Raw genomic sequence first — 12,990 nt, 5'->3', positions numbered from 1 at the left:
TTGGGACACGCCTCGTTTGGCGGCGCCAGTGGAGACGAGATGAACGTCGCGAGCAGATTGCCAGATACTTCGGCGGCCGCGCTTGCAGACCGTCCGATAGAATCGGCCAAGCCGCCCTTCCTCGGCTTCGGTCTCGGCCTGCGCCATCAGCACTACGACGAAATCCTGAGCGGCAATCCGCCGATCGACTGGTTCGAGGTCATCAGCGAAAACTACATGCTGCCCGGCGGCCAGCCGCTGCGCACGCTCGATCGCATTTGCGAACGCTATCCCGTGGTGATGCATGGCGTGTCGATGTCGATCGCCTCCACCGCGCCGCCGAATTTCGAATATCTGCAAGCCTTGAAGGACCTCGCCAAGCGCGTCGAACCGAAATGGGTGTCGGACCATATGTGCTGGACCGGCGTGCACGGCAAGAACCTGCATGATCTGCTGCCGATCCCCTACACCAGGGAGGCGCTCGATCACGTCGTCAGCCGCGTCCAGCTGGTGCAGGATTTTCTCGGCCGCGCCATCGTGCTCGAGAATGTCTCGACCTACGTCCAGTTCAACAGTTCCGAAATGACGGAATGGGAATTCCTGTCCGAGTTGTCGCGACGTTCCGGATGCTGGCTCCTGTTCGACGTCAACAACGTCTATGTCAGCGCCTTCAACCATGGCTACGATCCCATGACCTTCCTCGATGGAATTCCGGCGGACTGGGTGGTGCAGTTTCACATGGCCGGCCACAGCCACATGGGCACCCATATCATCGACACCCACGACCATCCGGTGTGCGAGGATGTCTGGGAGCTCTATGCCGCGGCGCTGAAGCGCTTCGGCCGGGTCTCGACCATGATTGAGCGCGATGACAACATTCCGCCGCTCGACGAATTGCTGATTGAGGTGGCCAGGACCCGCGAGATGGCCGAGAAAATTTTGCCGGCAGGCAAGCAGACGGGATGAGCGACTTCGCGCGACAGCAGGCCGCGTTTCAGCGCGGCATTCTTGATGGCGACGAAAAGGTGCTGGCTGAAATCCTGGACAGCCCGCGCGAGAAGCGCGAGGTGCTGTTCGGGGTCTATCGCTATGCCTATGGTTCGCGGCTGGTCGAGGCCATGCGCAACGACCATGAGCTGCTGCATCTTTATCTCGGCGACGAGACATTCGATGAGATGGGCCACGCTTACGTCAAGGCGCGCCCGTCCGGGCATCCGAACCTGCGCTGGTTCTCGCAAGGCCTGCCGGCGTTCCTGAAATCGACCGCACCCTATTCCGAGCACCCCGAGCTGTCCGATCTCGCAGCACTCGAAAAGGCGCTCAACGACGCCTTCGACGCCGCCGAAGGCGAGGTCGTCGAGCTGACCGACATGGCGGGCTTTGCGCCCGAAGCATGGTCGGGCCTCAGGTTCCGGCCGCATCCCAGCGCATCCAGGCTCGAGCTGGCGACCAACGCGGCTGCGATCTGGCTTGCGCTCAAGAACGACGAAGCGCCGCCGGATGCGACCGGGCTGGAGCAGCCCGCGCATCTCCTGATCTGGCGCCAGGACGTCACGCCGATGTTCCGCGAAATTTCGGCGGAGGAGGCGATGATGTGGGACGAGGCCGCAAACGGCATTCCGTTCGGCGTGCTCTGCGAAATGTTAGCTACTTATGACGACCCCGACAGCGCGGCGGGCCGTGGCGCGGGCTATCTGCACGGCTGGATCACGGCAGGACTTTTGACGGATGTTTCCGTCGGCTCATAAGAGGGGCGCCCGGCGAATGGGAATAGACACCGATCGCCATTTCATCGAGCGCATGCATTGGGACGAAGTCGCGCGGCGCATCGCTGACGGCGCGGTGGCAATATTGCCGATCGGCGCCGCAGCCCAGCAGCACGGCTTCCACCTCCCTCTCAATACCGACCGCATTCAGGCCGAGTGGCTCGCCGGCCGGATGGCGGAAAAGATCGACGCGTTGATCTGGCCGACGCTGACCTACGGCCACTACCCCGCCTTCGTCGAATATGCCGGCAGCAGCAGCCTGTCGATCTCGACCTTCGAGGCGCTGGTGCGCGAGGTTGCGGGGCAGATACTCGGCAGCGGCTGCGCAAAGCTGCTCGTGCTCAATACCGGGATCAGCACATTGGCCCCGGTCGACCGCGCGCTGGCGCGCCTCGCGAGCGAGCGGATCAAGCATTTGTGGATCCACGAAGGTCCGCGCTATCCCCGCGTCGCCAGGCAATTGGCCGAGCAGAGCCATGGCAGCCATGCCGACGAACTGGAAACGTCGCTGATGCTGGCGCTGGCGCCGCATCTGGTCGACATGGCGCGCGCCGAAGCCAGCCCCGAGTTGAAACAGGAGATGCCGGGCGCATTGACGCCGTCGGACCCGAATTCACCGAACTACAGCCGCTCCGGCAGCTATGGCGATCCGACACGGGCGACATCGGCCAAGGGCGAAGTCTTGCTCGCCGCCATGCTTGACGATCTCCACGAACAGGCCGCCGCCTTCATCGCACAAGGCGCCGGCGAGCATCGATCGGCTACGGTCCAAGGCGTGCTGCGATGAAAGCCGCCCGCGCCTTTCGCTGGACCGTTGCCGTAGCCCTCCTCGCCGCGATGCTGGCAGGCGCCCTATCGTTCCGCGCCGACGCGCAATCGGAATACATGCGCGGCAACCGAATGCCCTACGATGCGTTCGACCTGCTGCCCAGGACCGATCTCGAAGTGCCCGGCGGCACCATCCATGTCGCGTTCGCTCCGGGCGAGATCGCGCTGCCCAAGGAAAAACTGCTCGACTGGATCAGGATGTGCGCCCGGGCCATCACGACCTATTATGGGCGGTTTCCCGTCACCTCGCTGCGGCTGCTATTGGTGCCCGTCGATGGCGGGCGCATCCGCGGCGGCACCACGTGGGGCTATCGCGGCGCCGCCATTCGCATTCCGCTCGGCCGCGACTCCACCGAGGATGTTTTGCAGCGCGACTGGGTGATGGTGCACGAGATGGTGCACACCGCCCTGCCCGATATGCCCGATCGCTACGCCTGGCTGTCGGAGGGATTGGCCGTCTATATCGAGCCTGTCGCGCGGGTGCAGGCCGGAGACCTTAACGCGCGGGAAATCTGGCAGGCGATGATGCGCGACATGCCGAAAGGTCTGCCACAGGCCGGCGATCAGGGCCTCGACAACACGCCCACCTGGGGGCGCAAATACTGGGGCGGCGCGATGTTCTGCCTGCTGGCCGATATCGAAATCCGCAAAGCGACGAATAATCGCCTCGGCTTGCAGGACGCGATGCGCGGCGTGCTCGCCGCCGGCGGCAGTCACGAGCAGGACTGGCCGATCGAGCGCATTCTCGCAACCGCCGACAAGGCCGTCGGCGTCGGCGTGCTGACCCGGCTCCACAACGAGATGGGGCCGAAGCCCGTGACCCCCGATCTCGCCGCGCTATGGCGCGACCTCGGATTGAAGCGGATTGGCGAAGATATTGAATTCGACGACAGCGCGCCGCTCGCGGCGATCCGCAAGGCGATCACCGCACCGCGCGGACAATAGAGCGTGACTTGATGATCCGGCAGCCAATCGCCGCCGGACCATCCATTGAGAGAAGCATCAGAACCGGTAGCTGGCGCCGACGCGCACGAGATGCATCTCGTTGCGAAATTCGGCCCGCGTGCGATCCTTGCTGGACAGCGTGACGCTCCCATAATCGGCGTAGAGATATTCGCCGCGTCCGACAAAATGCTTGGTGAAGGCATACTCGAAGCCGCCGCCGACGATCAGTCCGGCCTTGACCTGTTCGTCCCAAATCGCCTGCTGCAGGGTGTCGCACCCTTTCTGGATCGTATAGCGGTAGCCGTTGCTGATGCTGGCGAAGCCGACGCCGACGGCGCCAAACGCCAGCAGGCGGTCGAACGCGTAGCCTGCGCGCAACCGCGCGGAGCCGAATGCGCCGAAGCTCGACAGTAGCGCACTGTCGCCAAAGATCAGTTCGTCCCGCGACGAGGAGGATTTGCCCCAATCGAGTTCGCCGCCGATCACAAAGCGGTTGGCGAACTGATGGTTGTAGCCACCATAGACGCCGACGGCGAAGCCGCTCGCCTGCCCCTCTGCATGACGGCAAGCACCATTTCGGCAGTAGTCAGATGCCCACGCCGCATACGCCCCACCGCCGTAAACGCCTGCATAGAACCCCGTCCAGTTGTACTGAGGCGAGGGCAAGTCCGGAATACGAAGATCGGTAGCCTTAGCTGCCGATCCTGCCAGTAAAAAGCCACAAGCGGCAACGATCCCCCAGGAAACAAAACGCATCAACGCACCTCATCACGCACGACACACGCAACACATGTTGCGGAACCAAGCTGAAGAGGGAACTTCGGGCGCGACGATGTTTAAGTCAGGCGGCGCTGTGGTGAAACGAGGCTATGTTTGGAACCAAACTGCGACGGCCGCCACAATGTACAACCCTTGAGCGAAAAACGCCGTTGCGGGCCCTCGCCCACCACCTGCGGTTTCAACGCGAAGGCGGCGGACCGCGGACGCGGCCAGGCCGCATGCCAATAAGCCCGGTGGCGTGACGCGACGAAGTTGATGTCCGGCTTGCTCCTGAAGCGACGCGATTGCTGCGCAGCAGCGAAATGACGCGATGGGCACAGATTCTGACATTCCTGGCGCTGCTACTTTTTTGACGCGGCCGTTGGTGCGGGCAGCAAGACGAGCGCCGCGAGCAGTCCCGCCGCTGAAGCCATTGCCGCTGCTGAGAACAGCCAGATGTAGCTGACCGCCGATCCCTGGGTATGAAGCAGCGCGCCGAGAGCTGCGATGCCGACCGCGAAGCCGGCTTGGCGCACGACGACCGTCACGGCGGATGCCAGGCCAGCAAGATCCGGCGGCACAAGCGACACGGCCGCGCCGGACAGTTGCGGGTGCGCCAAAGCGACGCCGACCCCAACAGCAACAATCCCGCAGAAGATCGGAATTAGCGGCGGCGCTGAACCATCCGAGATCAGCGCGATCACAACGGTGGCATTGCCGGCTGCCAAAATCGCGAGCGCCAAGGCGAAGTGAAGCCGCCATCCCAGACGATCGACAAGCCGGCCGCCCAATGGCGGCAGGAACAGCATCGGCAGCGTGGCCGTCAGCAGTGCGATGCCGGCTACTTCCGAGGACCAGTCGAAAGCGGCAGCAAAGAAGAGTGGCAAGTAGACGAGGATCGCCCAGTAGCCGATCGATACGGCGCACAGGAGGATCGCAATTCCGATCATGGCCCGTTGAACGAATATGCCGGGATCGAGGATCGGGTCGGCGCGGCTTCTCTGCTGCATGCCGAATACAGCTAGAAACACCGCACTCAGCGCGAGACCCGCCACCAAATGTGGCGTTGACGTGCGGCCATGCAACAGCGCCTCGACAAGCGCAGTAAGCGCGGAGGTAAACAATACGACGCCCAGCATGTCGAGCCGCCGGGGCACCGCCTCGCGCGCTTCCGCGACCAACCGCGGTACGCCCCACGCGACCAAAGCGCAGGCTGGCAAGTTGATGAGGAAAATCCAGCGCCAGCCGATCCACGATGAGACAAGTCCGCCAACCGTCGGGCCAAATGCCATGGCGACGCCGGACATGACACCAAGCAAGGCAAACGCGTCTGTGCGCGCCCTTGCCTGCACATAGACGCTGGCGATCAGCGCGAAGCCGCCAGTCACGATGAATGCGGCTCCAATTCCCTGCAGTGCGCGAGCGGCCAATAGCGTCGGTCCGTCCCATGTCATCCCGCACGCCAAAGACGCGAGTGCGAAGATGCCATTGCCGACGAGCATCGCCCGCCGTCGCCCATACCGATCCGCCAACGCTCCCGCAAACAACAAGCAGGCGGTGAAGGCCAAACTGTAGGCATCCATGACCCACGCATACCCGGCAACGTCGAACCCGAGTTCACGTGCGACCGTCGGCAACGCGATGGCCACCGCCGTCACATCAAAATTGGCGAGGAAGGGCGCCATCCCCAAGAGCAGGGCCGGCATCATGGACTGTGCAGACCGACCGGAGTCGCTGTCTGCGATATTTGTTGGCTGTGTCATCGCGCGGCTACTCGTGTCTTGGATTGCCGCTTTTTGCCAACGCCAATTGTTCACATCGCCATGAATATCCTTCATAGTGCTGGCATGCGTGCTCTTCCGCCTTTTGATGGTCTGATTGCGTTCGACGCGGCGCTGCGCCATCGCAGCATGACGCTCGCGGCCGGTGAGCTAGGGCTCACACAGAGCGCAATCAGCCATCGGCTGAAGAAACTTGAGAGCTTTGTGGGTACGCGGTTGCTTGATCGTACAGGGGGCGGTCTGTTGCCGACCGCAGCTGGCGTTAGCTTGGCCGAGGGGCTGGGGCGGATGCTTGACGAGATGGCAGAGCTACGCGCCCGCTCGCGTGCGTCGGTGCGGCCGGTGACACTCAAGATCGGACTCGGCTCCGCCCTTGCGAACTACTGGCTGGTACAGCGTCTGACGGCGTTTGCGTCAGCATATCCCGATATTGCGATCGAACTCTGCATCATCGAAAGCGATGTTCAAGCGCGCGCCCTCGATCTCGACGTGCAGATCCGATGGATTCCCAAGGTTGGCGCGCGTGCTACGTCGACCCAACGCCTGCTGTTCGACGAGATGGTTTTCCCGGTTGCGATCCCGTCTCTGCTGCCACGTGGGCGGCCATTGCGGGAGCCGCACGTGCTCGGCACCTTACCAATACTGCACAAGGGCCTCGTTGGCCGGAACGACGGCGCGGAATGGTCGTGGCCGGTGTGGTTCGAGCGGCTGGGCGTCACGGCTCCCGTTCAGGGCGGGCTTCGCTTCGATAATCTCGGTACGGCAATCGCAGCCGCTTTGCAGGGTAACGGCGTCGTTCTAGCCAGGTCTTTGCTTGTTCATGATGCACTCGCGGAAAAGCGGCTTTGCCGCGTCGTGTCGGCAAACTGGGATATGACATCCAGCAAGGCGCACATCATCCGCTGGCCTGCCGCCCTGGCGAATGACAAGCGCGTCGCACTGTTTGTTGACTGGGTTGTCAAGGAAGCGGCAAGAACATCCTTTCAATGAAGGTGCGTCACCGCTGACGTCCGCTCCGCATTGATGAGTCCACCCCCTACCCCACCGGCACGATCTTGCCGGGGTTGAAGATGTTCTGCGGATCGAGCGCGTGCTTCAGCGCGCGCATGGCGTCGATCGCCTCGGGGCCAAGCTCGGCCTCGAGGTATTTCTGCTTGCCCTGCCCGATGCCGTGCTCGCCGGTGCAGGTGCCGCCCATCGACTGCGCGCGTTCGACCAGGCGATGCATGAAGTCCTCGCCGCGCGCCATTTCTTCCTTGTTGTCGACGTCGCAGACCAGCGAGCAATGGAAATTGCCATCGCCGACATGGCCGACGATCGGCGACAGCAGGTTGAGCCGCTTCAGATCGTCCTCGGTCTCGGTGACGCAGTCCGCGAGCCGTGAGATCGGCACGCAGACGTCGGTCGCCACCACGCCCGCACCGGGCCGCAGCGCCTTGACCGACCAATAGGCGTCATGCCGCGCCTGCCAGAGTTTGGTGCGGTCCTCCGGCTTGGTGGTCCAGGTGAAATCGCCGCCGCCGCACTCCCTGGCGATTTCGTCAAAGTTCTTCGACTGCTCGGCGACCTCGATCTCGCTGCCGTGGAATTCCAGCAGCAGCAGTGGCGTTTCCGGCAAGGTCAGCTTGGAATAGGCGTTGCAGGCGCGGACCTGCTCGGCGTTGAGCAGTTCGATCCGCGCGAGCGGAATGCCGGTCTGGATGGCGAGGATCGTGGCCTGACAGGCGCCGCGCACGGTCTCGAACGAACAGGCGGCGGCTGCGATCGTCTCGGGGATACCGCGCAGCTTCATGGTGAGTTCGGAGATGATACCGAGCGTACCCTCGGCGCCGACGAACAGGTGCGTGAGGTCGTAACCGGCCGATGATTTTTTCGCCCGCGTGCCGGTCGTGATGATCTCGCCGTCGCCGCGCACCACCTTGAGCGCCAGCACGTTGTCGCGCATGGTGCCGTAGCGCACCGCATTGGTGCCGGAGGCCCGCGTCGAGGCCATGCCGCCGAGCGAAGCGTCGGCGCCGGGGTCGATCGGGAAGAACAATCCCTGGTCGCGCAGATGCTCGTTCAGCGCCTTGCGGGTGACGCCCGGCTGGATCACGCAATCCAGATCCTCGGCGTGAACGTCAAGAATCCGGTTCATGTCGCGCAAATCGATGCAGACGCCGCCGGCCGGCGCGTTGACCTGACCTTCCAGCGAGGTGCCGGTGCCGAAGGCGATCACGGGAACGCTATGTTTGGCGCAGATCCGCACCACGTCCTGGATGTCCTGGGTTTCCTGCGCCATCACCACCGCGTCCGGCGGCTGCGTCGGCAGCCACGTGGTGGTATGGGCGTGCTGCTCGCGCACCGCCTGCGAGGTAATCAGCCGGTTGCCGAATCGCGCCGCCAGCGCCTCGACCGCGCTGGCCAGCGCCTGCGGCTCCGGCCGCTTCAAATTACCTGATACCGTCATCGCCACGCCAAATTCCTCCGGATTTGAGCGGACCGTGGCAAAGGATATAAGGGGGGTCAAGAGATCCGCAAAAACAAAGGGATGGATGATGACGACCGCTGCCGCCGCCGGCGACCGACTGAAGACTATGCCGCTGCCGCCTGCCCCGTTCCTGTCGTCGGTGATGCAGATCGAACCGCAATGGATCGACTATAACGGCCACCTCAACATGGCCTACTACAACGTCATGATGGACCGCGCGATCGACGAAATGTGGCTGCAACTCGGGATCGGGCCAGCCTACATGAAGGAACGCCACAGCTCGACCTTCACCGCCGAATGCCATGTACGGTACATACGTGAAATTCATCTCGGCGATCCCGTTCAGATTTCGGTTTATCTGTTAGGTCACGATGAGAAGCGGCTGCACACGTTCGAGGAATTGCGGCACGCGACCGAAGGCTGGCTCTCCGCGACGTCGGAAAACATGACGCTGCATATGGACATGAAGGCGCGCAAAGTTGCGCCCTTCCCGCCGGACATTCGCGCCCGCATCCAGGCGGTCGTGGCTTCGCATGCCGCCGTGCCGCGGCCCGAGGGGATCGGCCGCACGGTTGCGATGCCCCAGAAATAGCGATGCGTGGCGGCGCCGACGCTCCGTAGCGGGGCGTCGCCGCCCGTTGTTGCGCATCAGCCGCGCCTGCTAGACGTTGCTGCGTCCACGAACCAATCCGACCACTGCCGAGACCAGAAACAGAATCACGGCAATGAAGAAGATTGCCCTCGCGATTTCGACGGAAGCGCCGGCGATGCCGCCGAAGCCCAGAACGCCCGCGATCAGCGCGATGATCAGAAACGTAACGACCCAGCTCAGCATGACACGACCTCAATTGGCTGTTGCGCTCGCGATGGCGGCGACTGACGCTCCGCGCATCGCCTGCAGGACCAATCCGGGCTGGGAATGATGGTTCCTGGCGGCAAAACGACGAAATTTGACGATTCCGGCGGAACAAAATCGCAGGCTGGCCGCGAAATCGGGCCCGCAAAAGCGCCGGGATAAAACCTGTCAAAACGGCCGGCCAGGCCCTATATGGCCCTTAATCCTTGCTATGAAGGCTCCCCTTTACCGCCTCACGGTGCCATCGTGGGGACGAGACGATTCGAGAATGACCGAGCCGAGCAAACTGCCCCATCACGGCGTCCCCGAGCACCAGCCTGCGGCTGGCGGCATCGCCGCGCGTGCGCGGGCGGCAGCCGGTCCGCAATATCTGAACGGGCTCAATCCCGAACAGCGCGAAGCTGTTGTGACGCTGGATGGGCCGGTCCTGGTGCTGGCCGGCGCCGGCACCGGCAAGACGCGGGTGCTGACCACGCGGATCGCCCACATCCTGAGCCAGGGCCGGGCGCGGCCGCACGAAATCCTGTCGGTGACCTTCACCAACAAGGCCGCGCGCGAGATGAAGCTCCGCCTCGGCCAGATGCTCGGCCAGGCCGTGGAAGGCATGCCGTGGCTCGGCACCTTCCATTCGATCGGCGGACGCATCCTGCGCATTCACGCCGAACTGGTGCAGCTCAAATCCAATTTCACCGTGCTCGACGTCGACGACCAGGTGCGGCTCTTGAAGCAACTCCTGCAGGCCGAGAACATCGACGACAAGCGCTGGCCGGCGCGCATGCTGGCCGGACTGATCGACGGCTGGAAAAACCGTGGCCTGACGCCTAGCCAGGTGCCGGCAGGCGAAGCCGCGATGTTCGGCAACGGCAAGGGCGGCAAGCTTTACGCCAGCTACCAGGAGCGGCTGAAGATTCTCAACGCCGCCGATTTCGGCGATCTGCTGCTGGAGAACATCCGGCTGTTCCGCGAAAACCCTGATGTGCTGCGGCAATACCAGAACCGCTTCAAGTTCATTCTGGTCGACGAATATCAGGACACCAACGTCGCGCAGTATCTCTGGCTGCGGCTGTTGTCGCAGGCGCCGTCGCGGCCGGGCGTGCCGCTCTCGGCGACCATTCCGGGACACACCGACTCTCCCGTCATTCCGGGGCGCATCGAAGATGCGAACTCCGATGTGCAATCGCACATCGGAGAATCTGGAGATAATGAGGACTCAGCTCGAGATTCCGGGTTCGCACCTGCCGGTGCGCCCCGGAATGACGCTGGAAATGCCGTCGCTCAGCCCTCTCCCCCCAAAAACATCTGCTGCGTCGGCGACGACGACCAGTCGATCTATGGCTGGCGCGGCGCGGAGGTCGACAACATCCTGCGCTTCGAGCACGATTTTCCCGGCGCAAAAGTCATTCGCCTCGAGCGCAATTACCGCTCGACCGGCCATATCCTCGCCGCCGCCTCGCATCTGATCGCGCACAATGAGGGCCGTCTCGGCAAGACGTTGCGCACCGAGGATGTCGACGGCGAGAAAGTCACCGTCACCGGCTCCTGGGATTCGGAAGAGGAAGCCCGCGCCATCGGCGAGGAGATCGAGGAGCTGCAGCGCGCCGGCGAGAACCTCAACGAGGTCGCGATCCTGGTGCGGGCCTCGTTCCAGATGCGCGAGTTCGAAGATCGTTTCGTCACGCTCGGCCTGCCCTATCGCGTGATCGGCGGTCCGCGGTTTTATGAGCGCGCCGAAATCCGCGACGCGCTGGCTTACCTGCGCACGATCAATTCGCCGGCCGACGATCTTGCCTTCGAGCGCATCATCAATGTCCCGAAGCGCGGGCTTGGCGACGCCACCGTGCAGATGCTGCACGACCACGCCCGCAAGCGCCGCATTCCCCTGTTCGAGGCGGCGCGAGCCATGGTCGAGACCGACGAGTTGAAGCCGAAGGCACGCGGGAGCCTGCGCGATCTCGTCGCGCAATTCGATCGCTGGCGCGCCCAGCGCGAGGTCACCGCGCATACGGATCTGGCCGAAATCGTGCTCGACGAGAGCGGCTACACCGAGATGTGGCAGAAGGACCGCTCCGCCGACGCTGCGGGCCGGCTGGATAACTTGAAGGAACTGGTGCGCTCGATGGAGGAGTTCGAGAACCTGCAAGGTTTTCTCGAACACATCTCACTGGTGATGGACCGCGACGGCGGCGCCGAGGAAGAAGCGGTTTCGTTGATGACGCTGCATTCGGCCAAGGGACTCGAATTCGACAATGTGTTCCTGCCCGGCTGGGAGGAAGGCCTGTTTCCGAGCCAGCGCACCCTCGACGAACAGGGCCGCGCCGGCCTCGAAGAGGAGCGCCGCCTCGCCCATGTCGGGCTCACGCGGGCACGCCGTCGCGCAAAGCTCTATTTCGCCACCAACCGCCGCATTCACGGCACGTGGTCGACCACGATCCCCTCGCGCTTCCTCGACGAACTGCCGTCGCAAAATGTCGAGATCACGGAGTCGAAAGGCGGCTCCGGCTGGGGCGGCAGCGGCGGTTACGGCCCGTCGCGCTTCGACAATGTCGAATCCTTCGGCTCCAGCTACAGCACGCCGGGCTGGCAGCGCGCGCAGGCCAACCGCAACCGCGGCCAGGGTGGTCGCGGACAGGCCCGCGGCGGTTTTGACGAAAGCCAGTCGTCATTCTCAGGCTCGCGCAGCGATGCAGGCTCGCGTGGCGATGCCTTCTCAGGCGGCGGATTTTCGCGCAACAAGCGCGGCCCGATGGTGATCGAAGGCGAACTGGTCGCGAAATCCACGGGCACCGTTTCGGAATTCTCGCTCGATGACCGCGTGTTCCACCAGAAATTCGGCTACGGCAACGTGGTGAAGATCGACGGCAACAAGCTGACGATCGCGTTCGAGAAGGCGGGCGAGAAAAAAGTGGTGGATAGTTTTGTGGAGCGGGCGTAAGGCGCGAATATTTCTGCCGAGCGCTCACTTAACGCTACCGAATCGGCTCTAGCGTTCCAGGTCACATGATCTCAGGAGACATTCATGTTGACCAACAGCCGAGAGATTGTTCGGCGCCTAGAGCGGGAGGGATGGACACTTGTTCGCATCACCGGCTCTCATCACGTGTTCAAAAACCCAATCTCGGGTGAAACACTTGTCGTTCCGCACCCCAAGAAGGACTTGGGAAAAGGCCTAGTCCGTGCCATTTATGAGGGCGCAGGATGGAAACCTGACTGAGATTAGCCATGGCCCACTACATCGCCCTTATTGAAGATGCCGGACCAGAGCACGCTGTTGGCGTCTGGTTTCCGGACCTGCCCGGCTGCACTTCGGGCGGCGATGATATCGATCAGGCGCTGCGCAACGCGCCGGAAGCCCTGGAGCTTTATGCAGAAAGCGTCGAAGGAGACGGCAAGCTACTGCCACGTCCGCGAACGCTAACTGAATTAAAATCCGATCCCGCAATCGCTGATGATCTTAAGACCTACATGGTCGCCCTGATCGAACTGCCCGCGCGCGCTCACGCCGCGGAATAGGCGCTTTTCTCGGTCCGACGCATTGCGAAAGACCTTCCGCGTTCCTATCTCCCGGTTCCCACCCCTCCCCGCGTCGATTCCGGCCGAAAGCGCCGC

13 protein-coding genes are annotated in these 12,990 nt (G+C 63.2%); 9 read left to right on the top strand and 4 right to left on the bottom strand.

Annotation, left to right across the window (positions count from 1 at the left end):
• Positions 1–39 precede the first annotated feature (39 nt).
• The 4 genes from bufB to V1293_RS32045 are packed head-to-tail and all read left to right on the top strand — an operon-like array spanning position 40 to position 3,518.
• Positions 40–945: an MNIO family bufferin maturase gene (gene bufB, locus V1293_RS32060; RefSeq protein WP_334515265.1), complete on the top strand. Its 906-nt coding sequence runs from the start codon at positions 40–42 to the stop codon at positions 943–945.
• A complete protein-coding gene (locus V1293_RS32055) occupies positions 942–1,727 on the top strand; it encodes a DNA-binding domain-containing protein (RefSeq protein WP_334515263.1) in 786 nt (261 codons plus the stop codon). Before bufB ends, V1293_RS32055 begins: the two co-directional genes overlap by 4 nt.
• A 16-nt stretch (positions 1,728–1,743) precedes the next feature.
• Positions 1,744–2,532, top strand: coding sequence for a creatininase family protein (locus V1293_RS32050; RefSeq protein WP_334515261.1), 789 nt, complete (start codon positions 1,744–1,746; stop codon positions 2,530–2,532).
• Entirely contained in the window at positions 2,529–3,518 is a 990-nt protein-coding gene (locus V1293_RS32045; RefSeq protein ID WP_334515257.1) for a hypothetical protein, read from the top strand. Before V1293_RS32050 ends, V1293_RS32045 begins: the two co-directional genes overlap by 4 nt.
• Positions 3,519–3,575: 57 nt before the next feature.
• Here V1293_RS32045 and V1293_RS32040 read toward each other — a convergent pair whose 3' ends face one another.
• Positions 3,576–4,274: an outer membrane protein gene (locus V1293_RS32040; RefSeq protein ID WP_334515256.1), complete on the bottom strand. Its 699-nt coding sequence runs from the start codon at positions 4,272–4,274 to the stop codon at positions 3,576–3,578.
• 365 nt (positions 4,275–4,639) lie between these two features.
• The gene (locus V1293_RS32035) at positions 4,640–6,115 is read right to left on the bottom strand and encodes an MFS transporter (RefSeq protein ID WP_334515255.1); all 1,476 of its coding nucleotides are present in this window, start codon (positions 6,113–6,115) and stop codon (positions 4,640–4,642) included.
• A 9-nt stretch (positions 6,116–6,124) separates the two neighbouring features.
• On the opposite strand from V1293_RS32035, the gene V1293_RS32030 reads away from it, so the two are divergent.
• On the top strand, positions 6,125–7,048 hold the full coding sequence (locus tag V1293_RS32030; protein WP_334515254.1) for a LysR substrate-binding domain-containing protein: 924 nt from the start codon (positions 6,125–6,127) through the stop codon (positions 7,046–7,048).
• Positions 7,049–7,094: 46 nt separating this feature from the next.
• On the opposite strand, the gene V1293_RS32025 is transcribed toward V1293_RS32030, so the two are convergent.
• Positions 7,095–8,507, bottom strand: coding sequence for an FAD-binding oxidoreductase (locus V1293_RS32025; RefSeq protein ID WP_442894385.1), 1,413 nt, complete (start codon positions 8,505–8,507; stop codon positions 7,095–7,097).
• A gap of 88 nt (positions 8,508–8,595) precedes the next feature.
• Here V1293_RS32025 and V1293_RS32020 point away from each other — a divergent pair, with 88 nt between their 5' ends.
• Positions 8,596–9,120: a thioesterase family protein gene (locus V1293_RS32020; protein WP_442894312.1), complete on the top strand. Its 525-nt coding sequence runs from the start codon at positions 8,596–8,598 to the stop codon at positions 9,118–9,120.
• 69 nt (positions 9,121–9,189) lie between these two features.
• On the opposite strand, the gene V1293_RS32015 is transcribed toward V1293_RS32020, so the two are convergent.
• Positions 9,190–9,363 carry a DUF1328 domain-containing protein gene (locus tag V1293_RS32015; RefSeq protein ID WP_334515251.1) on the bottom strand — a complete coding sequence of 58 codons (174 nt, stop codon included), beginning with the start codon at positions 9,361–9,363 and terminating at the stop codon, positions 9,190–9,192.
• 289 nt (positions 9,364–9,652) lie between these two features.
• Between V1293_RS32015 and V1293_RS32010 the strand changes: the two genes are divergently transcribed.
• From V1293_RS32010 to V1293_RS32000, 3 genes are all read left to right on the top strand, one after another.
• Positions 9,653–12,316 (top strand): ATP-dependent helicase, encoded by a 2,664-nt coding sequence (locus V1293_RS32010; protein ID WP_334515249.1) that lies wholly within the window; start codon positions 9,653–9,655, stop codon positions 12,314–12,316.
• Positions 12,317–12,400: 84 nt separating this feature from the next.
• Positions 12,401–12,595 carry a type II toxin-antitoxin system HicA family toxin gene (locus tag V1293_RS32005; RefSeq protein ID WP_334515247.1) on the top strand — a complete coding sequence of 65 codons (195 nt, stop codon included), beginning with the start codon at positions 12,401–12,403 and terminating at the stop codon, positions 12,593–12,595.
• Positions 12,596–12,603: 8 nt separating this feature from the next.
• Positions 12,604–12,894: a type II toxin-antitoxin system HicB family antitoxin gene (locus V1293_RS32000; RefSeq protein ID WP_334515245.1), complete on the top strand. Its 291-nt coding sequence runs from the start codon at positions 12,604–12,606 to the stop codon at positions 12,892–12,894.
• Positions 12,895–12,990 lie beyond the last annotated feature (96 nt).

It is taken from the genome of Bradyrhizobium sp. AZCC 1693 (assembly GCF_036924745.1).
Lineage (GTDB): Bacteria > Pseudomonadota > Alphaproteobacteria > Rhizobiales > Xanthobacteraceae > Bradyrhizobium.
This window is presented reverse-complemented; position numbering and strand designations above follow the sequence as displayed.

Coding starts and splice junctions, on each gene's coding strand:
- bufB (WP_334515265.1), top strand. CDS start 40: ATGAACGTCGCGAGCAGATTGCCAGATACTTCGGCGGCCGCGCTTGCA.
- V1293_RS32055 (WP_334515263.1), top strand. CDS start 942: ATGAGCGACTTCGCGCGACAGCAGGCCGCGTTTCAGCGCGGCATTCTT.
- V1293_RS32050 (WP_334515261.1), top strand. CDS start 1,744: ATGGGAATAGACACCGATCGCCATTTCATCGAGCGCATGCATTGGGAC.
- V1293_RS32045 (WP_334515257.1), top strand. CDS start 2,529: ATGAAAGCCGCCCGCGCCTTTCGCTGGACCGTTGCCGTAGCCCTCCTC.
- V1293_RS32040 (WP_334515256.1), bottom strand. CDS start 4,274: ATGCGTTTTGTTTCCTGGGGGATCGTTGCCGCTTGTGGCTTTTTACTG.
- V1293_RS32035 (WP_334515255.1), bottom strand. CDS start 6,115: ATGAAGGATATTCATGGCGATGTGAACAATTGGCGTTGGCAAAAAGCG.
- V1293_RS32030 (WP_334515254.1), top strand. CDS start 6,125: ATGCGTGCTCTTCCGCCTTTTGATGGTCTGATTGCGTTCGACGCGGCG.
- V1293_RS32025 (WP_442894385.1), bottom strand. CDS start 8,507: ATGACGGTATCAGGTAATTTGAAGCGGCCGGAGCCGCAGGCGCTGGCC.
- V1293_RS32020 (WP_442894312.1), top strand. CDS start 8,596: ATGACGACCGCTGCCGCCGCCGGCGACCGACTGAAGACTATGCCGCTG.
- V1293_RS32015 (WP_334515251.1), bottom strand. CDS start 9,363: ATGCTGAGCTGGGTCGTTACGTTTCTGATCATCGCGCTGATCGCGGGC.
- V1293_RS32010 (WP_334515249.1), top strand. CDS start 9,653: ATGACCGAGCCGAGCAAACTGCCCCATCACGGCGTCCCCGAGCACCAG.
- V1293_RS32005 (WP_334515247.1), top strand. CDS start 12,401: ATGTTGACCAACAGCCGAGAGATTGTTCGGCGCCTAGAGCGGGAGGGA.
- V1293_RS32000 (WP_334515245.1), top strand. CDS start 12,604: ATGGCCCACTACATCGCCCTTATTGAAGATGCCGGACCAGAGCACGCT.